The sequence below is a fragment of the Virgibacillus subterraneus genome (genome assembly GCF_900110695.1).
GTDB lineage: Bacteria > Bacillota > Bacilli > Bacillales > Amphibacillaceae > Lentibacillus > Lentibacillus subterraneus.
The window spans coordinates 233,398-256,800 of sequence record NZ_FOEH01000001.1; the positions used below are offsets into that span (position 1 = coordinate 233,398).

The following is a 23,403-nucleotide window of genomic DNA, read 5'->3' on the forward strand; positions in this document are numbered from 1 at the left end:
ATATGAATTCCAAGAAGATATGGTTAATTGCGATGGTGTTTGGATTAATTGCTGCAGGCATGATGTACTTTTTGGTTACAGAAAACACAAACCAGACTGTTGAACCGGCTACTACTGCAACAGAAGATGAGACAGACGAAGAAGCTAAAACGGCTAAAGCCTCTGGCGATGAGGAGGAGTCACAGACTGAAGAACCAGATGAATTCACAGGAAATGAGATGATCCCAGTTTCAGAAGGAAATCGTGCAATGACAATGGAATTAACTGATGTGACTGGGGTTGCAGGTTTCATTGAGGCTGGGGCATTTGTCGATGTAGTCGGTGTTATGACCGTTCCAGAAGAGTATAGGGATACACAGCATGATTCAGCGACGCTCCTTTTAGAAAATGTGAAAGTGTTAGCAATCGGTCATGCTGCAGATGATAAAGAGACGATGAAACGTTATCAGATGGTGACGGTTGAATTATCGCCGAAACAGGGTCTTGCACTTGGATTCGCCACAAGGTATGAGCTGTATCTAATGCTTAGACAAGAAGGCGATAACAAGTTAGCGCCAAAGGATACCCATATCCATGAGGATGAATTACATGAAGGGGTGTTTAAATAATGGTTAAAATTTTTTCTATTGCCGGAAATGACGACTTAACATCAGGATTAAGCAGATTGATAAACGAATCTGAAAATAAGTTGTACTGGGTTGCAAATGAGGCAAAGTTATTTGAACAATTACAATCCGAGGATAAGAGTGTTGTTATTTTACCAGATACTACTGCTTACGATGTGTATCGTTTATGTGAAAAGATATCCCTGCAGTTTCCGCTTACTACGCCCTTGTTAATTTTTCAATCTGAGGAAGAACTGGATATGAAAAAAGCATTACGGGCAGGCGCCGCAGATGTTATCTTTCTCTCATCTTCCTTTTCTAAAATAAGAGAGGATATCCAGCTGGCTATTTCAAACAGTGAGAGCAAGTCGTATTTTCAGTCAAAGTCAAAGCCAAAGCCAGTCAAAAACGCCAAAGTAATAACGGTTGCCAGTACTAAGGGTGGTGTTGGTAAGACGACGGTAGCAGTTAATCTTGCGGCATCCTATGGCAAGAAGATAGCAAAAGTTGCTGTGATTGATTTAGATCTGCAATTCGGTGATGTCGCGATGTACATGGACCTGAAGCCTAAGCGTACGATATATGACTGGGTAAAAGAGGACCAGGATGGAACCCAAATCGAAAACTTTATGACGGAATATAAGAATGGTATTTCGGTAATGGCAGCTCCGCCAAGGCCTGAATTTGCTGAGGTCATCACTGGTGACTATGTGCGAAAAGCAATTTATGCGCTTAAAAAGCTTTATGACGTGGTGATCATCGATACATCGTGCAATATGGATGAGAATGTCATTGTTGCGCTGGAGAATTCAGACGATATTTTGGTGATGACATTCCTTGATCTTCCAACACTAAAAAATAGTAAGATGTTGCTTGATACATTGGGTTCATTACATATAGATGACAGGGCCAAAGTTGTATTGAATCGGCAAATGAAAGTAAAAGGGATAAATGTTGATACGTTAGAGAAAGTGCTTGGAAGGAAAGTATTTACAACACTTCCTGCAATCGATAAGCCAATGATAACCGCGATAAACGAGGGGAATCCTTTAAATTATACAAATCCAAGATCGCAAGTAGCCAAGCGACTATTCCGGCTGGCTGAAGCCTTATACAATCCAGAGAGTCGTTCGTCTAAAAAGAAAAAAAAGGCTAAACGGATTGAAGTATCAGCAGGGGGGCATGTGTAATGTCCTTATTAACACGTCTAAGTGGAGAGCAGCCGACAGCAAATAAAGGTCAGGCAAAACCTTCAAGTACGATTAATAAATCATCAGACATTGAGGTTCGTCTTCATAACTTCCTTGTTGATGAACTGAAAAAGCCTGCAAACCAAAGTGGAGAGATTGAAGTACTGATAGAACAGCTTACGGAAAGTTTTTTTGAAGAAGAGGGTAAAACACTAACATTTGAAGAAAAAAAGCAAATGATTAAAGACATGACCCATGAATTAACAGGCTATGGACCAATTTCACCGCTGCTCGCTGACCCGAATGTAACCGAAGTTATGGTGAATGGGCCAAACGATGTTTATATCGAATTAAATGGGCGGATTGAAAAGACTACTACCCATTTTCGTGATGATTTACATGTATTGCGTGTCATTGAAAAAGTTGTTGCACCACTAGGGAGGAGAATCGATGAAAGCTCACCTATGGTTGATGCAAGATTACCTGATGGATCGCGTGTTAATGCAATTATTCCGCCTCTTGCATTAAATGGTCCAACGATTACGATTCGTAAATTTTCGGAGACCCCGTTTACGATATATGACTTATTACGAATGGGGACCGTCAACCAGGATATTGCTGATTTTCTACAGGCGGCAGTCGAGTCAAAGCTTAATGTATTTATTAGTGGAGGTACTGGGTCAGGTAAAACAAGTACATTAAATGTGATCTCATCGTTTATTCCACGGCATGAACGGATTGTTACAATTGAGGATGCTGCCGAGCTGAAGCTTTCCCAGGATCATATTGTTTCACTGGAATCTCGTCCTAGGAATGTTGAGGGGCAAGGTGAAGTTACCATCAGGGACCTTGTGCGAAACTCTCTACGAATGCGACCTGACCGAATTATTGTTGGGGAGGTTCGAAGTGCAGAGGCACTTGATATGCTTCAGGCAATGAATACTGGTCATGACGGGAGTTTAGGGACTGGTCACGCGAATTCACCAAGGGATTTGCTGGCAAGGCTTGAAACAATGGTTTTAATGGCTGGATTTGATCTGCCGGTTAGGGCGATTCGTGAACAAGTCGCTGGTGCGCTCGATATTATAGTTCAACAAGAGCGCATGAAGGACGGTTCACGGAAGATTGTTAAAATCACTGAGGTATTAGGTCTGGAAGGTGATACAGTCGTACTCCAGGATATTTTCGTCTACAATGAGCGCAGAAATATAGCTTCTGGAAAGATGGAAGGGGAATTTAAATCAACAGGAATTCGTCCACATTGTTTGGAAAAGCTTGAAGAAGCGGGATATAACCTACAACCAATGTTCAGGGAGGAATGGTAATGTCCACCACTGTTATTTATATTATTGTAGCATTCGTAATTATTACGATTTTTTCGAAGATTATTCTTTCGATAATTATTGAAAAGGGCAAATACGAAAAACGTTTAAGAAAGTATGTTTTTTTTGAGAATATTAAAAAAGAGAAAGATGTTAGTCAGAAAGAAAAGAAGTTCTTTATTAGAAAGGCTGGAAAATCTTTAGAAGCATTTATTAATTTATCGAAAAATGAAAAACTGCTTACACAGTCAGGCGTTAAACTATCCCTTGGAGAGTTATTGATTGGAAGGATAATCGTAGGGGTTCTCCTAGTAATGATTGGATACATGTATAATTTTCACTTTTCACTACTTATTGTTTGTGGTGCAGTTGGATTTTACGTTCCAATTATGTATGTGAAGAGGAAGCGAAAAAAGCGGTTAAATGCATGTTCTAAACAGCTTGGTGAAGCGCTTGGCACAATGGCGAATGCACTCCGGGCTGGATTTAGCTTTATGCAGGCAATGAAGATGGTCGCTGAGGAAATCGATGATCCATTAGGACCGGAATTTTTAAAAGCCATCCAGGATATAAATTATGGGGTTTCAGTAGAGGATGCATTTGCAAGTTTATTGGTGCGGCTTCCTGACAAAGAGCTTGAAATAGTTTTAAATACATTGCTCATTCAACGGTCCAGTGGTGGAAACCTAGCCTTTCTGTTGGAGACGATGCAGGAGACAATCATCGATAGATCAAGAGTGAAGGATGAAGTAAATACGTTAACAGCACAAGGGAAAATGTCTTCAGTAATCATTACCCTTTTACCGATAGCACTAGCACTTTATCTCAAACTTGTTAACCCGGAATATTTTCAAATGTTATTTTCACATCCACTAGGTTGGACAATGGTCATCGTTGGGTGTATTAACATCGTACTAGGGTGGTTTTTTATCAAAAAAATCGTACACATCGAGGTGTAAAGTATGATAAATTTATATTTTTTCATGTTTACTGCCCTTTTTTTCATGATTACTTTTGGAGCCGTTTTAACGAAGTTGTTTCAGAAACAAATTATTATCAATAGCCGAACGGAGTATTACTTTGACATAGATGAAGCTAAATTAAAGCGCGAGAAAAAGGCGAAGAAGAATCGTGACCGCGGTAAAAATTTGGTTATCATGAAAAAGTATACAGACAAAGCAAAGGCGGTAATCGACGAGAGAACATCAAAGACGAGGAAAAAAGAGCTCGAACAAAGACTGCGTGAGGCAGGTTATCCGCTTAAGCTGTCACCAATTGACTTTCGTTTTCTGCAATTTCTAATAGGCGCATTCCTGTTTTTTGTTATCTTTCTGTTATTGGGCAAAACAGAAACAAGTTTATTCTCTGTAATTGTATTAGCAGGGGTTGTAGCACTTCTTGGTATGTATTATCCGTCCTTTTATATAAGTAAAATCACTAAAAAAAGAAGGCAGGAGATTCAGAAAAAAATGCCGGACTTTTTTGATATGGTAAACCTTTCAATCGAGGCAGGTATGGGTCTAGATGCTTCTTTGCTAAAGGTCTGCGAACAAACAAAAGGACCACTATCAGAAGAGTTCATGCAAGAATTAGACGATATGAAGCTTGGAAAGTCCAGACGGGAAGCGTTTGCTGATTTAAGAAAGCGTGTTCCGGTTCACCAGTTCCAAAGCATCATCACATCACTAATTCAAGCCGATATGCTGGGGATAGGCATGGCAAAAGTTATTAGATCTTTGACGGAAAGAATTCGGGAGCAGCGGACCCAATTAGCCCGCGAACAAGCGATGAAAGCTCCGGTTAAAATGGTTTTTCCAATGATGCTGTTTATCTTTCCAGCGATGTTTATTGTATTGTTAGGTCCGTTAATTATTTATATGTTGGATATGCTGTAGGGGGAAATCACGTGGAATCGACAGAATGTGATGCGGAATCGCCAGAAGAGCTCCGTGAATCAACAGAACAACATGCGGAATCGCCAGAAGAGCCCCGTGAATCAACAGAACATCATGCCGAATCGCCAGAAGGGCCCCGTGAATCAACAGAACAACACGTGGAATCAACAGAAGAGCCCCGTGAATCAACAGAATAACATGCGAAATCAACAGAAGAGCCCCGTGAATCAACAGAATAACATGCGGAATCGCCAGAAGAGCCTTGTGAATCAACAGAACATCATGCGAAATCAACAGAAGAGCCCCGTGAATCAACAGAACAACACGTGGAGTCATATTCAAATATATTAAAACTAAAATTACTATTAATTAGTAAATCAATAGAAAACGGTATTGGGAAATTAAACCAATACCGCCAACCAACCTTCCATACGCCCAAATCTGTGCTTTTAATTAACCTGAATGTAGCCATTTGAAAGTTAGAATCCTCCAGTTCAAAACGGATTATTGCCTGTTGTCCGGATAAATAAACTTCCTCAAAAATCTTAACTTCTTTTAATTTTTGGTAAAATTCCTTGTCATTTTGTTTCATCGTTTGATCAATAGCAAAGAATGGATCGTTAAAATAGGTTTCTTTATCTGGCGTACCTTGATTTTCACCTTTAATATAAAGGGCATACTGAACATTATTATTTCCTTCGTTTTTAGAATGATAATAAAGTTTAAAAATATCTATTGGCTTTAGTCCTTTTAAGAAGTTGTCATCAAAAGTTTCCGCATATTTACTATAAACATTTAAGAGTTTATCTGATAGTTCAATCGATGTATTATATTTTTCCTTTGGGTAATCAAGTTCTGGTTCTGAACTTACAGCATTCCTCATTCCAAGTTTAATAAGCGACCCATTTTCTGAAAAGATATAACGGATTTGATCAACATTAACTGACAAGTCTTCTATAGATATAAGTGTTGAATTTTCTAAGTCCATTCCAAATATTTTTTTGACCTTTTTATTATTTTGAAAATGAAATTCTAGGTTTTTTCCTATGTCTTTGGCTGCAACCGGTATGTTTAACAAAGTTTTTTTGTCTGGAATAAAACTGAATCGGTCATCATTGTAGAGTACTCCAGTTACCATAAATGGTTTATTGGACTCCTTAAAACTAACAATTGTCTGATCGTCTTGTCTTTGGATCTCGGTTACTTCCATTTGACCAAAGGTATCTCCTACCTTAACTTTAGCAGGAGTAAACGTTAGATATTGTTCCGTACTCTCCTCAAGAAGGACGCTGTAATCACTGTAATCTTGTTCGTTTGGTTTATCTCCTCCAGTTAACCCAAGCTGTTCACTGGCGATTGTCACTCCTACAAAGAGTATTGCAGTTAAGACGACTAATGTTAATGCTTTAGGAAGAAAATATTTGGTGCCCTGATTATGTTACCCGTTTTTTATTTTAGTTAAAACCCTTTGTTTATCTCGATTCGTAAAGGAGGTTGGTATATCACTTTCAAATCGATCTTTCAATTCTTTTAACTTTTTATCCATGATTTACACCTCTTTCTAGTGATAAGACCTGTTTTAATTTCTCTCGTCCACGAATTAACCGGGTTCTTACGGATACTTCTTTCATGTTCAATGCGTAACTGATTTCTCTTGCTGATAGTTCTTTGAAGTAATACAGGATAATGACTTCGCGGTATTTAATCGGTAAATTCATAACCTTATCCAAAAGGTCACTTGATTCGTTTTCCCTAATCATGTATTCCTCTGGAGTTTCATCGGATATTTCTAAAAAGCGGGCGGACTGCGACAATTTTTCTTTTAGACGCTTATTCCGTGATCGCCAGCTACGTAAGTGGTCCTTTGATTTATTGATCGCGATCGAATAAACCCAGCTTTTTAGTGTTAATTTACCTTGGAACGTGCTCAGTTTCTGGTAAATGGTCATGAAAACCTCTTGTGTGACATCATCTGTATCGGCATTATTTTTCACATATGTGTATATCAATCGTTTTATTTCATCACCGTACAAGTCCATAATTTCTGCTATTGCTTCAGCCGGATTCATCTGTATAATGTCCTGATCATCTTTCTTGTACGGTAGATGGAAAGCTTTCGAGTGGCCCACTCTATTTCCCCCCTAATATTGTTTTTCATGTGTAAGACGTTGTATTTTAATGGAATGATTCATTTTTAAGTAAAATCAATATATAAAAACATGACATTTGTCATACGATATATTTGACGTTTATGACTATATTAGCTTGTATTTTTCCTCTATTATGGAGAGTAGAATATCAATAATTGCAAATAAATATAGAGAATCCTACTCTAGGAGGAAGCAATATGAGTAAACAAAAACAAGCACAATTACGAAAAAGTGTTACCCCTTTTGCGGGTTCAGATAAGAAAGCGAGCATAATGCAGCTTATAAATACATTAATACCGTTTTTCCTGACATGGTTTCTTGCATACCAAAGTTTGTCTGTTTCGATATGGTTAACATTAGCTTTGACTGTTGTTGCAGCAGGGTTTGTTATACGGACATTTATTATTTTCCATGATTGCACCCACGGGTCATTCTTCAAAAGTGCTAAAGCAAATCGGATTGTTGGTACAATAACCGGTGTTATAACGTTGTTTGCTTTTGATAAGTGGAAACGGGATCATGCGATACACCATGCGACAAGCAGTAACCTGGACAAGCGTGGAACTGGTGATGTATGGGTGATGACTGTCAATGAGTATGTTGAAGCATCCTTCTGGGGCAGAATGGCTTATCGTCTTTACCGTAATCCAATAGTTATGTTTGGCTTAGGCCCGATTTTTCTTTTCTTAGTGTCGAACCGATTTAATCGCAAAGGTGCAAAACGTAAAGAACGCATGAATACGTACCTGATCAATGCATCAGTTGCAGTTATTTATGCACTATTGATTTGGGCAATTGGCTGGCAGGCATTTGTTATAGTTCAGGTTCCAATTCTGTTCATTGCAGGCGCGTCAGGTATCTGGCTGTTTTATGTACAGCATCAATTTGAGGATTCTTATTTTGAAAACGAAGATGAGTGGGATTTTGTTAAAGCAGCTGTAGATGGAAGCTCTTATTATAAGCTTCCAAAAGTAATGGAATGGATGACAGGAAGTATTGGCTTCCATCACGTGCATCATCTAAGTCCAAGAGTTCCAAACTATAATCTGGAAAAAGCACATGAATCAACTCCGCCATTACAACAGGCAACAACAATAACGCTTGCTTCCAGTTTGAAGTCAATACGATTCAGACTATATGATGAAGACAACAAGACTTTTGTTAGCTTTAAAGAAATTAAAGAGTTATTGCGCAAAAGAAAATTAGGGATACAAATGACCCCTGGAAAATCCAGTTTTCAGGAAAAATAATCAATTTAGTAGAAGACCCTTCAATATTGTATTGAGGGGTCATGTTTTTGTATTGATAGCGATAAGTCAAGATTTCTAATATACTGAATAAAAGTGGAGAAGGAGGAACTGTAATGCAGAAGTGGTATCATATTATCCCGAAAAATACAGGGCTTAGTATCTATGCATGGATTATTTTTTGTATTTTGCCTTTTTATTTTATTTTTCGAACCTCAGGTACATGGGAAATTATTTTCGGTGTTTTCATGATTCTGCTATTTTTCACTGCATACAGGGTATCTTTCCTTTCTAAAGGCTGGACAGTATATCTCTCAGTAAGTACAGAAATGGTAATAAGCATCGTAATGACACTATTCTTGGGCTATGTTTACTTCGCCTTGTTTTTGGCATTCTATATTGGTAATATTCAGCATAAATCCAGATTTATTACGTTATATGTGATTCACCTTACAACCACTATTGTTGCAGTAAGTGCTGGTTTTTTTATCCAAAACGAAATATTCCGTACACAGCTGCCGTTTATAATTATAAGTGTAATAGGCGTAATATTACTGCCTATTACCATATACTTTAGAAATAAGCGGGAGAGATTGGAAAACCAATTGAAAGATGCGAACCAAAAGCTTTCTCAGCTGGTTGTCCTGGAGGAACGTCAGCGAATAGCGCGTGATTTGCATGATACTTTAGGACAAAAGCTTTCCCTTATTGGATTGAAGAGTGATCTGGCTGGAAAATTGGTAAGTGTTGAACCTGATTTAGCAAAAAATGAAATTAATGATATCCATCAAACAGCACGAACTGCGTTAAAAGAAGTACGTGAGATGGTTTCAGATATGAAAGGTGCAAAATTAAACGATGAATTAATACGTGTCGAACAAGTATTGAAGGCTGCACAAATAGACTTTCATCTGGAGGGAAATACCGAGTTAACCAAAACACCTTTACTTGTTGAGAATGTACTTAGTATGTGTTTGAAGGAGGCTGTGACTAACATTGTTAAGCATAGTCAGGCTACTTTCTGCAATGTTACGATTACACAATCTCCAAATGAGGTACTGATAAAAGTGGAAGATAATGGGATTGGAATATCTAATAAAAAAGATTCCTATAAAGAAAATGGATTGCAGGGGATGAAAGAGCGCTTGGAATTTGTCAACGGAAGCTTAGATATTGAGTCAAATAATGGTACAACGCTTAAGATCCAAGTGCCAAAGGTCGTCAAGCAAACAGAATAGGAGGAAATGCTGTGATTCGAATTGTTATTGCTGAAGATCAGGGAATGCTGCTTGGAGCTCTCGGTTCTTTGCTTGATTTGGAGACAGATATGGAAGTTGTCGGTAAGGCAAAGAATGGAGAGGAAGCTATAAGTATTGTGAAGGAGCAACAGCCGGATATCTGCATTATGGACATTGAAATGCCAATAAAAAGCGGACTCGATGCAGCTGAGGAATTGAAGGATGAGCCTTGTAAAGTTATTGTTTTAACAACATTTGCCCGAACAGGTTATTTTGAACGAGCCCGAAAAGCTAAAGTAAGTGGGTATCTGCTAAAAGATAGTCCGAGTGAAGATTTAGCGAGTTCCATTCGCACAATTATGGAAGGCCGGCGTATCTATGCTCCGGAGCTTGTTGATATGGCATATGAAAAAGAAAATCCACTGACTGAGCGTGAAGAGCAGGTGGTCAAATTGGTTGCTGAAGGGAAAAATACAAAGGAAATTGCCAACGAACTATTTCTTACCAATGGAACTGTTCGTAATTACGTTTCCGTGATTTTGGATAAGCTTGAAGTAAGCAACCGAATTGAGGCGATATCAAAGGTGAAGGAAAAAGGCTGGCTGAAGTAGAAATAAAGTCTCATGTATAAAGTTAGCCCCTAATTCTAAAACTAAGGCATAGTAATTAAAAAGGGGCGTTATTATGTCAAACAAGAATAATCAATTTAAAGAAAACAAACAACATGGCGAACATCGAAACGGCCGGAAGAGTCAATATAAGAATAACAGTATCCATGGCGGCGATGAGCCAAACGAGTTCATTGATCAAAAAAAGGATTAATATAGAAATCAATGCAGTGTGATAGTATGGAATCACACTGCTTTTTTACTGGAGGGTATTAAGTGAGCCATGAAGCTGTAATTTCAACGGTTCCGGTTTTGGAAACGGATCACTATCGATTAAGAGGATTAAGGGAAGATGATGCAAGTGAATTATTCGGGTTTATGCGTGACAAGAACACGATGAAATTTATTACACCTGACCCAGTAAAATCAGAGACTGATATGTGGCAGGAAATCCAAGTACAACTGGAGAACTTTGCTAAACGAAAAGAACTGCCATGGGTGATTGAAGATAAAGACAATGGTGAGGTCATCGGTAAATTCAGTTTACATAAATTAAGTATGTGGCATAAAAAAGCTGAATTAGGTGTCATCATTCGTGAAGAATATCAAAAAAAGGGAGTCGTGACGGAGGTTTTGGAACAAATTCTCCATTATGCCTTTGATACGCTTGAATTAAATCGAATAGTCGGTGACATTTTTGCCGAGAATGAAGGTTCAGAAAAGCTTTTAAAAAAATACGGATTCAAAGAAGAAGGTACCATGAGACAAACGGACTTTGACGGGAAGAGATATCACGATACAGTCGTCTTTTCATTGTTGAAGTCAGAATATGATGCCTTACAAGAAAACAGGTGACATCATGTACATTGGAATGTTTCTTGATCGGGATGGCGTGATAAATGAAGTGCTTAGTCATCGGGTGAAATTTGTGAACAAGCCAAAGGATTTTTATTTGCTGAATGGGGTTGGAGAAGCAATTAAACGTTTTAACGACGAAGGATTTAAGGTTTTCGTCGTGACGAATCAAGGCGGCATTGGTCTTGGTTATATGCAGGAATCTGCTTTAGATGACGTACATAAAAAGATGGAAAGTGACTTAGCGGAATTTGGTGCACATGTTGACGACATTGCATATTGTCCACATAAACCACATGCAAACTGTGCCTGCCGTAAACCAAAGCCGCAAATGATTCTGGATTTGGCCGAAAAACATAAAATTGATTTATCCAATAGCTATATGGTTGGTGATCGAGCGCCTGATATAGAATCGGGAAGGGAAGCAGGCACGCAGACGGTTCTCATTGGAGACAGAAGAGATGAGGCTGCTGATGCTGACTTTTTTTACCCTAACCTTATTTCGTTCGCGGATTCATTAACAAAATAATTATAAAATCTTCATGTATTCTCTCTTTCTGGAAATACTAAAATTGAAATTAACAACAGGAAGGATGAATACTAGATGTTAAAAGGTTTTTTAATAGCATTGGTGCTGTCAATGGGCTTCTCCATGAGCGCACCTTCAGGATTACCATTTTACAAGGGGATAGCAGAGGATATCCATACTCAAAAACGTGATAAAGAGAGCTCGAATAAAGATATATTTATAACGTTAGAGGCTAAAGAACTCGGAATAGAAACAAAAGGCAAGAATATTGATCAACTGGAAAAAGAAGTAATGGAAGCGAAAATGAAGCAAGCTGCCAATGAATTGGGAATAGATACAGAAGGAAAAGACATGAAGGAACTGTCCAAGGAAGTACATCATGCAAAGGTGAAGCAAAAGGCAGCGGAACTTGGGGTAGAGACAGAGGGTAAAGAGCCAAAAGAGCTAGCAGAAGAAGTTTATGAAGAGATGCTGAAACAAAAAGCTGAAGAGTTAGGAATTTCAACAGAGGGTAAAAATGCTAAGAAACTTAAAAAGGAAGTTTTTGAAGCATCTGTCAAGCGTAAGGCCGAAGAGTTAGGCATTGAGACAGAAGGCAAGGATCCACGTGATTTGAATAAAGAAATTTATAAAAAGAAAGTTTTCCAGACAGCCGAGGCATTAGGAATAAAAACGAAAGATAAAGATACCCAGGAGATAATGGATGAGATTATGAAAGAGCATGCTGAGAAGGCAAAACAACTAGGGTTATTCCCGTTTGAAGAGAGAAATGGGAAATTATTCTGGGGTCATCATAAGAAATAAGTGCAACAACTATCCTCGATATTATATCGGGGATTTTGTTTTTTGAAGCAGTCAAAATATACTGAAAACTGAATAATGGTACAAGTGACTGGATAAAGACTGAATAATTGCTGGGAAGACTGAATTAGTGTAATCGTGAATGCCAAAGTAAAAGTTTCCACTATTATAAAGAAGGGTTTTCAAGCAAATGTACCGAATGTTATAAGTAGAGATAGAACTGTAAGGGAGGAAATTTATATGAGTGATAAAGGAAAAATTAAAGTAAACAATAATGGACCACTGCTTGTGACAGGAGATGTAGAAATGGTCGATGCTGATGGGAACGTGTTTGAAACGAAAAAGGCATTTTCCCTGTGTCGCTGTGGGCAGTCATCCAACAAGCCATTTTGCGATGGAACTCATAAGAAAATTGGTTTTGAAAGTGAGCCAAGTGCGAAATAAGCCTGTAAACATAACCATGAACGATATGAAAAACCCCTTTATGTACACCGTTGCATAAAGGGGTTTTTGTATAGCCATACAAATGGTGTGCTACTTTTTAGGTGAACACGCACCATTTTTACTGCTCCTCTGCACCTAAGTCCATAGCCAGCGCCACGATGGATTGGTTGATTCGCCATACATAGAATAAGTGATGGATAAGATCCTGATGGGATTGACTTATGCTCGGAGCAAGCTGTTCAATCTGTTCGCGTTCCCGATCAAGCTGATAAATAATTCCGGTATGCTCTGCTCCTTTAATTAGCTCGCTTAAGGTATCCATGTTATGCTCCAGTTTTTCTTCCACTTGTTTAAATGTATCTACCAATTCCACTGGATAATCAAATTTCTTACGATAAGTTGAAGCAACCAGGTGTCGTGCAAAATAATTTATTGCTGTAAATATAGTTACCCAGCGACTGACATCGGAGGTACTGCTAGACTCGGTTGGTTTTGAAAGTGGACGAGCTTCATCTTCGATTAATTGGAGTTTATTGTCTATGTCAATTGCGCTGTTAGCAAGTTCTTTAACACTCACATCCTCGCGAAACCTTCGTACATAGTTGATTACAAATGGCTTTAGCTCGGCTAAATATTCATCAGTTACATCTGCAACTTTATCTTTTGTTTTTTTAGGAAAAATAACAGTTGAAACACCTAGCGCGATAATTGCACCTGCAATTGTGTCGATGACTCGGGCCCCGATTAGCGAAAAACTAATCCCGCCGAGCAGAATATCGTACATAAAGGCGATGAGCATCGTAATAAACACACTCATTAAAGTATAGGAAACAGTTAATAAATAGAAGGCTAGAAATATCACCAGAAATAATAAGACCAGTTCAATCATTGATTGTCCTGCAAGCATCTTTGCCAGCATAAAGCCAATCACTGCACCGATAACTGTACCGAATGAACGTTGAAAGCCTTTCATATAAATCCTGCCAATTGACTCAGTGCCAAGCAGACAAACAAACGCTGTTAAAAGCACCCAGTAGGGCTGTGTTGGTGAAATAATATGGCCAACGATAACGGCGATACCACCTGCTATTAAAGCCTGATAAGCTTTTTTAGTTGATGGTTTTAACTCCTTATTTTCATCGGAAGCGTCATCGTTATCATCAGCGTCTTCTTCATCTTGTTCTTCTTGCTGCACAAGTTCGCCTTTGTTTAAAGAATGCTGCATAGTGATACCTGCTTCAACAACATGATTGGCAATTGACTCAATACGTCGGATTAGGTATAACCATCCTTTTGGATTTTCTGTACGATTGAGGAGATCTCTTATTACATTCCGGAGCGCCTGAACCGCCAGTTCTGCGTCTTGCAAATTCTTTTCGTTATAGTTTTGCGATAGCACCTCTGCATCACGTAACGACTCCATTACCCATTTAAGTATGCGTCTTAATTCATCTGATTCAAGGGCATTGGCTTTTTTTAAATTATAAATGGACCCGCCTAATGTCTCAACAAGCATGCCAGTATCGAAAACGTACAACCGTAATTGTGAAGGCTCAAGTCCGGGCCAAATTTTATCAATATCTTCTGCGTTAAGATTTGCAGCTACCGTTCGTGCATAAAGACGAAGCTTCTGAATGTTCTTTTCTATACGCTTCTTGCGATTATGGTCGATATCCTTATTCTGTAGTGACTTTATTAGTATGTTAAATGTAAGATTGCTTTGGATGTGAAAAGAACGCATACTTCGTTTTAAAGTTTGCGAAGAATCTTGAAATAGAACGAAATTAAATAAGAATGCGAACAGTACACCTATTAGAACTCCCGTATAAAACCATGGCAATTGAACCTGGGAAAGCTTTAATACAGAAGAAATATATATGGTCATAAAACCGATCATACAAATTGAAAAATACCTTACGCCGAATCGTGAAAAATAAAGACTGCTAAAAATAACGAGAATCATTATCAAACTAATATAATAGGCACTTCCTGCTAATAGAGAACCAATCGTTATTCCAGCTGCCCCAGAAACTCCCAGCAGCAGCGTAGTCACTTTCTTTTGACTCTTGGTTTCATCCATTACCATCATGATACCCATTAAGCCAACCATTCCAGAAACGATGGCCGGTGTAAGAAGATCATTATCCATTACTCGCAAAATAAGCAGTGTAGTTATAACCGCACAAATTAAACTGATTGTTGCTTTTCCAGCTTTTTGGAACCTTATTTGTCCTGGATCAGAAGCAAGAAGTCTGCCAACCCAGTGATGTTTTAAGTGTAAACCTTTCATCCGCATCAATCTTTCCTAACAGAAATGTTATTGCTTCATTTTAACACTTGAAATGCAGATTATCCATTGAACTCAAACAGCAAAGTTGTCATGAAACCATCAATTTGGAATAATAATAGGGTGAGGCAAATCCAAATTGAAGGAGATGTACGTCATGAATGTTTTATTAATAGGTGCAAATGGACAAATTGGTAAGCACCTTGTGGACTTATTGGACAAGAGTAATGAACATACAGTAAGAGCAATGGTTCGAAAAGAAGAGCAAGCAGAAGAACTGAAGAAAAAAGGCATTGACGCAGTTCTGGCTAACCTTGAAGGTGGCGCTGATACAATCGTTAAGGCTGCAAGAGGATGCGACGCCGTGATTTTCGCTGCTGGATCTGGCGGAAGTACAGGTTATGACAAAACATTATTGATCGATCTTGATGGTGCAGTTAAAACGTTCGAAGCTGCAGAAAAAGCAGGAGTTGAACGTTATGTAATGGTAAGTGCCTTCCAAGCGAATAACCGGGAAAAATGGCATGAAAAGATTAAGCCATACTATGTTGCTAAGCATTACGCTGATAAAATGCTTGAAGAAAGCAACCTGAATTATACGATTGTTCGACCTGGTGGGTTATTAAATGAGCCCGGCACAGGGAAAATTGCTGCTTCCGAGAACTTGGAAAGAGGATCTATTCCACGCGAAGATGTAGCACGTACCGTAATGGAATCCCTGACAGAAGAAAATACCTATAAACGGTCATTTGACCTTATGTCAGGTGATACCTCTATTGCAGAAGCCCTGAAAAATGTGTAAATATCCCTCTTTTACTTATAATCGAACCCCAGAGTAGAAAAGTGGCATGTTTTATTAAAAAACATAAAATTAATTGGTGATGCCACTTTTTTCAGGTGACATTCGATTGTAATAGTAGAACAGACAATATAGCCCCCTTTATAGCATAAGAAGCTATAGGGGGCTTTTTAAAACAGAGGTTGTCTCATAGTTCTATTAGTTTGAATGAATTCTGATAGTTTAATGCATACATGGGTATTGTACTAGTTAAAAACTACTGTACCAAATGGTTTTCGTTTCTATAAATCTATCTTTCTTCTCATTAAAATTTACAGAAATTTTTGTATAATGGAATAAATTTGAAAATGAGGAGAGGTAGATGTGAGAAAACGGTTAGTGTTACCGATGGTCATATTAATGGTCATCTCCTTAGTGCCGGCAGTAGGACAGGCTGAAGAGCAGCCAGAAGAATTTCGAGCCATATGGGTAGATGCTTTTCATGATGGGATTAAAACGCCTGAACAGGTGGACAAGCTTGTTCAGGATGTCCGAGAAGCTAATGCGAATGCGGTGGTTGTACAAGTAAGACGGAGAGGAGATTCTTATTTTAATAAATCACTTGAACCGAGGTCACAGGATCCTGCGTTAGAATCTGATTTTGACGCACTTGAGTACCTTATCGAAAAAGCCCACCAAGCAGATATAGAAGTTCATGCATGGCTAACAACTTTACCGATTTGGAACTCATTATATCCACCAGAATCTGAAGAACATGCATTTAACCAGCATGGTCCTTCTGCAAGTGGTGAGGATTACTGGCTGACAGAAAGCATCTCAGGGGATAATCGTTCTGGAGCAGATTATATTCTCGATCCGGGCCATCCTGATGCGGCAGATTATACAGCAGATCAATATGTCAATGTCGTAAAGGAGTATGATGTGGATGGTGTCCATTTGGACCTTGTTCGATACACAGATCCAACGTGGGGCTATAATCCAACAAGTGTAGATCGTTATTTAACTCAAACTGGTACAGAGGATGTTCCTGAACCGGAGAACCCTCAATGGAAAGACTGGCGTCGTCAACAGGTAAACAACTTAGTGCGTCAAGTCTATTTAAGGTCCATTGCTGAAGATCCTGGTGTTAAAGTATCCGCAGCCGTCATAGCCTGGGGAAAGGGACCAGAAACAATGGAGGAGTATAAACAATCTGCGCCATACAGTACAGTTCTGCAGGATTGGAATGGGTGGTTAGAAGAAGGTATTGTCGATTTGGCTATTCCAATGAATTACGATAGGGAACATGTTCCGCTTCAAAAAGCGTGGTATGATTTGTGGATTGAATGGGAGAAAGATCATCAGTACGATCGGCAAGTAGCTGCTGGACCCGGAAGTTTCATTAATACAATCGAAGGAACGCTGGCACAAATTAATCGTGCGTTACAGCCCTCTGCTGAAGGGAACCGACTAGCAGGCGTTTCACTATACAGCTATGCTTCTACCAATAACAGCGGAATCGAAAATGACACGTTCTTCCAGGCGTTGTCAGAGGAAAGTGAATACGGAGAACCTGTATTCTCTGAACCAGCAGCAATACCAGACATGCCATGGAAAACAAACCCAACTAAAGGACATTTGATGGGCTATCTTATGGATGAGGATGGGGACCCGGTTGATAATGGAAAAGTAGTGCTACGCGGGTCAAAAGGAAAAACATATCAATTCGAAACGGATGGAAATGGTTTCTTTGGGCTAACAGATTTGCCGGACGGCCATTATGTCGCCCAGATAGATGGTGAAACCGGTGAAGGATCTTCAAAGCCACTGGACATTGAAGCAGGTGTAGTTACCGAAACTGAATTACAAGTTAAAGCTGTTCCACAATCTAGTAATTGAGCAAAGGGGTAAGATTAAATAATTCAGGCAGTTGTTGCGTAATTGAATTAGTAGGTAATGTATAATGTAGTTGCCGCAGTTTCCAATTAGGAATGCGGCAACTTCGCTGTTTATAGTAGGTAAGATTTTTGCTTTCTTAGACCCATTAGGCTTTGGGGTACAAGTCTACCAGCGAACAACTCCCGCGAAGTGTATTTCCGGAGCGGTATGTTATGACACAGTTTAAAGCCGCTACTTCTAAGATTCATTGCTTGGAAAAAGCAAAAATCTTTTAAAAAAGAAAATGTAGGGAAATATAAGAATTAGAAATAAGTGGTATTACCGAAAGGAGTATCATGATAAATGGAGCGGAATAGTATACGTTATCTGGTATTAATGATTTTATCAATTTTATTATTATCTGGCTGTGGGTCAGGGACAACGGAGGATGAATCAATGGGAGGAGAAAAGGAGTCCACTAATCTATCTTTTAAAACAATTAAAGTTGAAAATACCCCGGATAGGGTTCAAAAATGGATTCAAAAATGGATTCAGAAAAACAGATCAAAAGAAGTGGAAAAGGTGTTCAATGTCGATGGGATGACATATGCAATTATCCTGCTTGGTCAAAAGCCAACCGGCGGCTATAATGTAGAAATTGAACAAATAAAGAAGATGAATACCAATTCTTCGCAAACGGATAGTGTTAACACTGTTAGCTATGAAGTGACAGAACCTGAAAAGGGAAGTGTGAATATACAAACACTTACGTATCCGGTGGCGATAGCGGAATTGGAGGGTGAAACCAGTCAATCGTTTCAGTTCTCAACATCAAAGGAACCTGAATTGGAAGGTACTGAATTAGTAGCGCCTCAAGAGTTAACAAGCGATGGGAAGGTTAAATAAAAGTGACCATTTTTATAGATAGGAACGGAAGGAGGAATTACATATGAATAGGAGAATTATCTTAGATTGTGACCCAGGCCATGATGATGCGATGGCAATGATGCTTGCTGCGTCAAAACTTAGCAACTTGAAGCTTGAGGCGATTACGACTGTAGCAGGTAATGTTGATGTAGAAAAGAATACAAATAATGCTTTAAGGCTATGCGATCTTCTTGGATTAAATGCTGTTCCTGTCGCAAAGGGAGTAGCACAGCCTTTGGTCCGTAAAATGAAAGCTGCTGCACATGTTCATGGCAAAAGCGGGCTGGATGGTACAACACTTCCTGATAAGCCTATTAAACAAATAATTAATCAGCATGCTGTGGACTTAATTATTGAAAAAATTATAGATTCGGATGGAGATATTACAATCGTGCCAACTGGACCATTGACTAACATTGCGCTGGCAATCAGAAAGGAACCTAAAATCATTCCGAAAATAAAGGAAATCGTATTAATGGGTGGCGGAACATATGGTAATAGGACACCTGCAGCCGAATTCAATATATATGTGGATGCTGAGGCAGCTAAAATTGTTTTCGAAAGTGGAGTACAAATTGAGATGTTTGGTCTTGACGTTACACATCAGGCTTTGGCAACTTCAGATAGAATGAAGGAAATGTCAGATATCAACAATCCAGTTGCTGCAGCTGTTATGCAAATGATGAATTTCTATTCGAGGATATATCAGGGTAAACTTGGATTTACTGGAGCGGCTGTACATGATCCCTGCCCTGTTGCTTATTTAATCGATCCCACAATGTTTGAAATGGAACGCGTGCGAGTAGACATTGAGACAAAAGGAGAATTCACCTACGGGATGACCTGTGTGTACACAAACGGAATGACAGACAGGGTGCCGAATGCGAATTTTGCTAGAACATTGAACCAGGATAAATTTTGGGATTTATTTATTCGTTCGTTAAAATCGTATTCCTAATTACACATGTCCAGCATTTAGAGTAAAAATGAAGCCTTCTAAAATTAACATTAGAAGGCATAATAGTTGAATATGTGCAGTATTAAAAAGGGTTATTTCCAGAAAGCACTGCCTCAGCCTGCTCAAGCTGTTTACGAACCTGGCTTTCTGCGGTGCCACCTGTGCTGTTTCTGGCATCTACAACATGCTTTGGCTCGAGTACAACATAAATATCTTCCTCAAATAGATTACTAAAGGATTGGTATTCTTCTAGTGTCAACGCAAGTAAATATTTCTTCTGCTCAATTGCATAAAGCACAATTTTTCCTATTATTTCGTGAGCCTGTCGAAATGGCAAGCCCTTTGTGACCAGGTAGTCCGCGATATCAGTCGCATTGGAATAGTCCTGGTCAACTGCATTGTACATGTTGTCTTGATTCACTTGCATCGTTTCAATCATTGGCGCAAGTAATCGTAACGAACCATCTATTGCCTTCACCGTATCAAGAAGTCCTTCTTTATCCTCCTGCATATCCTTATTGTAGGCAAGCGGGAGCCCTTTCAATACTGTCAATAACCCGAATAAATTACCATGGACACGTCCGGTTTTTCCGCGCAATAGCTCTGGGACATCAGGATTTTTCTTCTGTGGCATAATACTTGATCCGGTACAGAAAGAATCATCTAATTCGATAAAATTAAACTCCTGACTGGACCAAATGACAAGCTCTTCAGATAGCCGGGAAATATGCGTCATCATGATTGATGCAATTGATAAGAATTCCAAGACAAAATCGCGATCACTAACAGCGTCCAGACTGTTCGGATAAACCATGTCAAACCCAAGTAATTCTGCAGTTCGTTCGCGGTTAATCGGAAATGTCGTTCCAGCTAATGCGCCAGCACCTAATGGCGACCAGTTAACCCGCTGTAAACTATCTATCAGGCGTTGTTTATCCCTTTCCAGCATCCAGAAGTATGCAAGCAGATGGTGTGAAAATAATACAGGCTGTGCCCGTTGCAGATGTGTATATCCTGGCATGATCACATTTATATTTGATTTTGCTTGTTTTATAAAAGCTGATTGGACAGACTCAGCAAGCTTGATAATTTCCTTTGTTTTGTTGTTAACGTATAGATGGATATCTGTTGCAATTTGATCATTACGGCTTCTTCCGGTGTGAAGCTTACCGCCAACAGCTCCAATTTCATCAATTAGCATTTGCTCAATGTTCATATGGATGTCTTCATTCCCAACCGTGTAATCGGCCAGGCCGTTATTGATTTTCTCTTCAATGATTTTAAGGCCTCTAATAAGCTTGCTTGCTTCATCATGGGTGATGATTTCACACTCAGCAAGCATCGTAACGTGGGCAATGCTTCCTTCAATATCCTCCATTGCAAACTGCTGATCAAACTCGATGGATGCTGTGAATTCTTCTACTAGTTCGTTGGTCGATTTAGTGAAACGTCCGCCCCATAGCTTTGACATTTGTAATCCTCCCTATTGTTTAACCGGATCAGTTGCTTTTTTATTGACTTCCGCATGAACTTTCGTTGGTAATCCCCACAGTTTGATAAACCCAACTGCAGCTGTATGATCAAACATGTCACCTTTTTCATAGGTAGCTAGCTCTTCGTTATATAAGCTATATTCGGACTTCCGGGCAACGACGAATTGATTTCCTTTAAACAGCTTGATTCGAACTTTTCCAGAGACCGTTTTTTGTGTCTCTAAAACAAATGCATCTATTGCCGGACGTAACGGTGAATACCAAAGACCTTCATAAATCATTTTTGCATATTGCTGTTCAACTGTTTTTTTATATTGACTTACTTCTCTTGTATGTGTCAGAAATTCCATTTCCTGATGGGCATTGATTAAGATTAATGCTGCCGGATTTTCATAAACCTCCCGTGATTTAATACCAATTAAGCGATTTTCAATATGATCAATTCGCCCTATGCCATGCTTGCCGCCAGCTTCATTCAATGTCTCTATAATGTCAACAAGTTCCATTGGTTCATCATTGAGTGCCACAGGGATGCCACCTTCAAACGTGATATCAACATATTCAGACTCGTCCGGAGTAGCCTCGATTGGATTGGTCCATGCAAATGCTTCCTCAGGGGCTTCATTCCATGGGTTTTCCAGTACACCCGCTTCACAAGCTCTTCCCCAAATGTTTGCATCGATTGAAAATGGATTGTCTAAATTAGCTGAAACAGGAATACCTTTTTCCTTTGCATAAACAATTTCTTCATCCCGGGTCATTCCCCATTCTCTTACTGGTGCCACCACTTGAAGGTCAGGATTAAGTGCATTAATGGAGACCTCAAAACGTATTTGATCATTTCCTTTTCCGGTACAGCCGTGAGCAACAGCTACTGCGTTTTCCTGTTCTGCTACATCGACAAGTAACTTTGATATCAATGGTCGGCTTAATGCCGAGGATAATGGGTACTTGCCTTCGTATAGTGCATTTGCTTGCAATGCTGGCATTAAATATTCTTTTGCAAGCATATCTTTAGCATCGATAACGATTGATTTGATGGCACCAACATTTAATGCTTTTTGACGTACCGTTTCTAAATCCTTTTCTTCTCCTAGATCAATTGCCAGTGCAATAACTTCATAATTATATTTCTCCTGTAACCATTTAATCGATACAGAAGTATCTAAACCACCTGAGTAGGCTAACACGATTTTTTCTTTAGCCATGTTTAATCCCTCCATCTTCTAGTAATAGTTTTAATAAAGCTTTTTGTGCATGCAGACGATTTTCCGCTTCATCAAATACTACAGAATGCGATCCATCAATGATGTCTGCTGTAACTTCTTCCCCCCTGTGGGCCGGTAAGCAATGCAAAAAAATAAAATCGGATTTTGCGTTTTTACACAGATTTTCGTTTACCTGATAGGGTGTGAAAGCTTTGTTTCGCTGGTCATTCTCAGCTTCCTGCCCCATACTCGACCATACATCGGTAACAACAATATCTGCATTTGTTACCACATCAAATGGATCTTCACTGTATTCTACGTTCGTTCTATTTTGCTCAGCTGCTTGCTTCATTTGCTGCAAAATTTCCTGGTTCGGTTCATAACCGGCGGGACAGGAAATAGCAATATCCATCCCAACTTTGACCGCACCTTCAATTAATGAATGACACATGTTGTTATTTCCATCGCCGAAAAAGGCAAGTTTTAATCCTGAAAGTTTACCTTTATGCTCGTAAATGGTTAATAAATCAGCAAGCACCTGTGTTGGGTGGTGCGTGTCGGTCAAGCCATTAATAACAGGGACAGTGGCATGCTGTGCATAGGATTCAACAATGTCGTGGCTGAAGGTTCGGATCATTAAACCGTCAACATAACGTGATAATACGTTTGCTGTATCAAAAATTGATTCTCCGCGACCGATTTGGCTGTCATTAGAACTAAGGAAAATGGCCTCCCCTCCAAGCTGAAGCATGCCTACTTCAAATGAAACCCTTGTACGGGTAGATGACTTTTCAAAAATCATTCCAAGGACTTTCCCTTTTAAATGAGGTTTACGTGTTCCTTCATTTGTCTGTTTTTTTAACGCAACAGCTTCATCTAAAAGCCCTAATATTTCTGCCTTACTTAACTGACTTAACGTCAAAAAATCTTTTCCGCTTAATTTCGGTTTTGAAATTGTGTTGGCCACTAAAATCAAATCCTTTCCGCTTC

At 39.2% G+C, this 23,403-nt stretch carries 24 protein-coding genes; 18 read left to right on the plus strand and 6 right to left on the minus strand.

Annotation, left to right across the window (positions count from 1 at the left end; genetic code table 11):
- Positions 1-2 precede the first annotated feature (2 nt).
- Genes cpaB through BMY13_RS01205 form a run of 6 tightly spaced genes read left to right on the plus strand, consistent with a single transcriptional unit; the run spans position 3 to position 5,209 of the window.
- Positions 3-608, plus strand: coding sequence for a Flp pilus assembly protein CpaB (gene cpaB / locus BMY13_RS01180; protein WP_092501883.1), 606 nt, complete (start codon positions 3-5; stop codon positions 606-608).
- A complete protein-coding gene (locus tag BMY13_RS01185; RefSeq protein ID WP_092501885.1) occupies positions 608-1,795 on the plus strand; it encodes a CpaE/TadZ family protein in 1,188 nt (395 codons plus the stop codon). Before cpaB ends, BMY13_RS01185 begins: the two co-directional genes overlap by 1 nt.
- On the plus strand, positions 1,795-3,120 hold the full coding sequence (locus BMY13_RS01190) for a TadA family conjugal transfer-associated ATPase (protein ID WP_092501887.1): 1,326 nt from the start codon (positions 1,795-1,797) through the stop codon (positions 3,118-3,120). Before BMY13_RS01185 ends, BMY13_RS01190 begins: the two co-directional genes overlap by 1 nt.
- Positions 3,120-4,076 carry a type II secretion system F family protein gene (locus tag BMY13_RS01195; RefSeq protein WP_175476683.1) on the plus strand — a complete coding sequence of 319 codons (957 nt, stop codon included), beginning with the start codon at positions 3,120-3,122 and terminating at the stop codon, positions 4,074-4,076. The genes BMY13_RS01190 and BMY13_RS01195 overlap by 1 nt, the downstream gene beginning before the upstream one ends.
- A 3-nt stretch (positions 4,077-4,079) precedes the next feature.
- The gene (locus BMY13_RS01200) at positions 4,080-5,012 is read left to right on the plus strand and encodes a type II secretion system F family protein (protein WP_092501891.1); all 933 of its coding nucleotides are present in this window, start codon (positions 4,080-4,082) and stop codon (positions 5,010-5,012) included.
- Positions 5,013-5,023: 11 nt separating this feature from the next.
- Positions 5,024-5,209 (plus strand): hypothetical protein, encoded by a 186-nt coding sequence (locus BMY13_RS01205; protein ID WP_092501893.1) that lies wholly within the window; start codon positions 5,024-5,026, stop codon positions 5,207-5,209.
- Positions 5,210-5,292: 83 nt separating this feature from the next.
- Here the strand turns inward: BMY13_RS01205 and BMY13_RS01210 are convergent, their stop codons facing one another.
- Both BMY13_RS01210 and BMY13_RS01215 read right to left on the minus strand, forming a co-directional pair.
- Complete coding sequence (locus tag BMY13_RS01210) at positions 5,293-6,375, minus strand: hypothetical protein (protein ID WP_092501895.1); 1,083 nt, start codon at positions 6,373-6,375, stop codon at positions 5,293-5,295.
- Between the two features lie 175 nt (positions 6,376-6,550).
- Complete coding sequence (locus tag BMY13_RS01215; RefSeq protein WP_092501897.1) at positions 6,551-7,141, minus strand: sigma-70 family RNA polymerase sigma factor; 591 nt, start codon at positions 7,139-7,141, stop codon at positions 6,551-6,553.
- 218 nt (positions 7,142-7,359) lie between these two features.
- Between BMY13_RS01215 and desA the strand changes: the two genes are divergently transcribed.
- The 8 genes from desA (at position 7,360) to BMY13_RS01250 (ending at position 12,884) form a co-directional block, all read left to right on the plus strand.
- The gene (desA, locus tag BMY13_RS01220) at positions 7,360-8,412 is read left to right on the plus strand and encodes a Delta(5) desaturase DesA (protein WP_092501899.1); all 1,053 of its coding nucleotides are present in this window, start codon (positions 7,360-7,362) and stop codon (positions 8,410-8,412) included.
- A gap of 113 nt (positions 8,413-8,525) precedes the next feature.
- Positions 8,526-9,647 (plus strand): sensor histidine kinase, encoded by a 1,122-nt coding sequence (locus tag BMY13_RS01225; RefSeq protein WP_092501901.1) that lies wholly within the window; start codon positions 8,526-8,528, stop codon positions 9,645-9,647.
- A gap of 11 nt (positions 9,648-9,658) precedes the next feature.
- Positions 9,659-10,258 carry a response regulator transcription factor gene (locus BMY13_RS01230; protein ID WP_092491200.1) on the plus strand — a complete coding sequence of 200 codons (600 nt, stop codon included), beginning with the start codon at positions 9,659-9,661 and terminating at the stop codon, positions 10,256-10,258.
- A gap of 73 nt (positions 10,259-10,331) precedes the next feature.
- Positions 10,332-10,469 (plus strand): hypothetical protein, encoded by a 138-nt coding sequence (locus BMY13_RS19380; RefSeq protein ID WP_175476684.1) that lies wholly within the window; start codon positions 10,332-10,334, stop codon positions 10,467-10,469.
- A 62-nt stretch (positions 10,470-10,531) separates the two neighbouring features.
- Complete coding sequence (locus tag BMY13_RS01235; protein WP_092501903.1) at positions 10,532-11,110, plus strand: GNAT family N-acetyltransferase; 579 nt, start codon at positions 10,532-10,534, stop codon at positions 11,108-11,110.
- 4 nt (positions 11,111-11,114) lie between these two features.
- On the plus strand, positions 11,115-11,639 hold the full coding sequence (locus tag BMY13_RS01240) for a D-glycero-alpha-D-manno-heptose-1,7-bisphosphate 7-phosphatase (RefSeq protein ID WP_092501906.1): 525 nt from the start codon (positions 11,115-11,117) through the stop codon (positions 11,637-11,639).
- Between the two features lie 75 nt (positions 11,640-11,714).
- Positions 11,715-12,443, plus strand: coding sequence for a hypothetical protein (locus BMY13_RS01245; RefSeq protein WP_092501908.1), 729 nt, complete (start codon positions 11,715-11,717; stop codon positions 12,441-12,443).
- 237 nt (positions 12,444-12,680) lie between these two features.
- On the plus strand, positions 12,681-12,884 hold the full coding sequence (locus BMY13_RS01250; RefSeq protein ID WP_092501910.1) for a CDGSH iron-sulfur domain-containing protein: 204 nt from the start codon (positions 12,681-12,683) through the stop codon (positions 12,882-12,884).
- Between the two features lie 118 nt (positions 12,885-13,002).
- On the opposite strand, the gene BMY13_RS01255 is transcribed toward BMY13_RS01250, so the two are convergent.
- A complete protein-coding gene (locus tag BMY13_RS01255; protein ID WP_092503379.1) occupies positions 13,003-15,174 on the minus strand; it encodes an FUSC family protein in 2,172 nt (723 codons plus the stop codon).
- A 154-nt stretch (positions 15,175-15,328) separates the two neighbouring features.
- Between BMY13_RS01255 and BMY13_RS01260 the strand changes: the two genes are divergently transcribed.
- The 4 genes from BMY13_RS01260 to BMY13_RS01275 all read left to right on the plus strand — a co-directional run bounded on the left by BMY13_RS01260 (position 15,329) and on the right by BMY13_RS01275 (position 19,712).
- Positions 15,329-15,973 (plus strand): SDR family oxidoreductase, encoded by a 645-nt coding sequence (locus BMY13_RS01260; protein ID WP_092491205.1) that lies wholly within the window; start codon positions 15,329-15,331, stop codon positions 15,971-15,973.
- Positions 15,974-16,333: 360 nt separating this feature from the next.
- Complete coding sequence (locus tag BMY13_RS01265; RefSeq protein WP_092501913.1) at positions 16,334-17,848, plus strand: family 10 glycosylhydrolase; 1,515 nt, start codon at positions 16,334-16,336, stop codon at positions 17,846-17,848.
- 342 nt (positions 17,849-18,190) lie between these two features.
- Positions 18,191-18,733, plus strand: coding sequence for a protease complex subunit PrcB family protein (locus BMY13_RS01270; RefSeq protein WP_092501915.1), 543 nt, complete (start codon positions 18,191-18,193; stop codon positions 18,731-18,733).
- A gap of 43 nt (positions 18,734-18,776) precedes the next feature.
- Complete coding sequence (locus BMY13_RS01275; RefSeq protein ID WP_092501917.1) at positions 18,777-19,712, plus strand: nucleoside hydrolase; 936 nt, start codon at positions 18,777-18,779, stop codon at positions 19,710-19,712.
- A gap of 82 nt (positions 19,713-19,794) precedes the next feature.
- Here BMY13_RS01275 and argH read toward each other — a convergent pair whose 3' ends face one another.
- Genes argH through argF form a run of 3 tightly spaced genes read right to left on the minus strand, consistent with a single transcriptional unit; the run spans position 19,795 to position 23,380 of the window.
- The gene (gene argH, locus BMY13_RS01280; protein ID WP_092501919.1) at positions 19,795-21,183 is read right to left on the minus strand and encodes an argininosuccinate lyase; all 1,389 of its coding nucleotides are present in this window, start codon (positions 21,181-21,183) and stop codon (positions 19,795-19,797) included.
- A gap of 12 nt (positions 21,184-21,195) precedes the next feature.
- On the minus strand, positions 21,196-22,413 hold the full coding sequence (locus BMY13_RS01285; RefSeq protein WP_092501921.1) for an argininosuccinate synthase: 1,218 nt from the start codon (positions 22,411-22,413) through the stop codon (positions 21,196-21,198).
- Positions 22,406-23,380, minus strand: a complete 975-nt coding sequence (gene argF, locus BMY13_RS01290; RefSeq protein WP_425445133.1) for an ornithine carbamoyltransferase — start codon at positions 23,378-23,380, stop codon at positions 22,406-22,408. Before argF ends, BMY13_RS01285 begins: the two co-directional genes overlap by 8 nt.
- Between the last annotated feature and the right edge of the window lie 23 nt (positions 23,381-23,403).

Excerpts from the sequence above, each read along its gene's own strand:
- cpaB (WP_092501883.1), top strand. The coding sequence starts at position 3 with ATGAATTCCAAGAAGATATGGTTAATTGCGATGGTGTTTGGATTAATT.
- BMY13_RS01185 (WP_092501885.1), top strand. The coding sequence starts at position 608 with ATGGTTAAAATTTTTTCTATTGCCGGAAATGACGACTTAACATCAGGA.
- BMY13_RS01190 (WP_092501887.1), top strand. The coding sequence starts at position 1,795 with ATGTCCTTATTAACACGTCTAAGTGGAGAGCAGCCGACAGCAAATAAA.
- BMY13_RS01195 (WP_175476683.1), top strand. The coding sequence starts at position 3,120 with ATGTCCACCACTGTTATTTATATTATTGTAGCATTCGTAATTATTACG.
- BMY13_RS01200 (WP_092501891.1), top strand. The coding sequence starts at position 4,080 with ATGATAAATTTATATTTTTTCATGTTTACTGCCCTTTTTTTCATGATT.
- desA (WP_092501899.1), top strand. The coding sequence starts at position 7,360 with ATGAGTAAACAAAAACAAGCACAATTACGAAAAAGTGTTACCCCTTTT.
- BMY13_RS01225 (WP_092501901.1), top strand. The coding sequence starts at position 8,526 with ATGCAGAAGTGGTATCATATTATCCCGAAAAATACAGGGCTTAGTATC.
- BMY13_RS19380 (WP_175476684.1), top strand. The coding sequence starts at position 10,332 with ATGTCAAACAAGAATAATCAATTTAAAGAAAACAAACAACATGGCGAA.
- BMY13_RS01240 (WP_092501906.1), top strand. The coding sequence starts at position 11,115 with ATGTACATTGGAATGTTTCTTGATCGGGATGGCGTGATAAATGAAGTG.
- BMY13_RS01245 (WP_092501908.1), top strand. The coding sequence starts at position 11,715 with ATGTTAAAAGGTTTTTTAATAGCATTGGTGCTGTCAATGGGCTTCTCC.
- BMY13_RS01250 (WP_092501910.1), top strand. The coding sequence starts at position 12,681 with ATGAGTGATAAAGGAAAAATTAAAGTAAACAATAATGGACCACTGCTT.
- BMY13_RS01255 (WP_092503379.1), bottom strand. The coding sequence starts at position 15,174 with ATGAAAGGTTTACACTTAAAACATCACTGGGTTGGCAGACTTCTTGCT.
- BMY13_RS01260 (WP_092491205.1), top strand. The coding sequence starts at position 15,329 with ATGAATGTTTTATTAATAGGTGCAAATGGACAAATTGGTAAGCACCTT.
- BMY13_RS01270 (WP_092501915.1), top strand. The coding sequence starts at position 18,191 with ATGGAGCGGAATAGTATACGTTATCTGGTATTAATGATTTTATCAATT.
- BMY13_RS01275 (WP_092501917.1), top strand. The coding sequence starts at position 18,777 with ATGAATAGGAGAATTATCTTAGATTGTGACCCAGGCCATGATGATGCG.
- argH (WP_092501919.1), bottom strand. The coding sequence starts at position 21,183 with ATGTCAAAGCTATGGGGCGGACGTTTCACTAAATCGACCAACGAACTA.
- BMY13_RS01285 (WP_092501921.1), bottom strand. The coding sequence starts at position 22,413 with ATGGCTAAAGAAAAAATCGTGTTAGCCTACTCAGGTGGTTTAGATACT.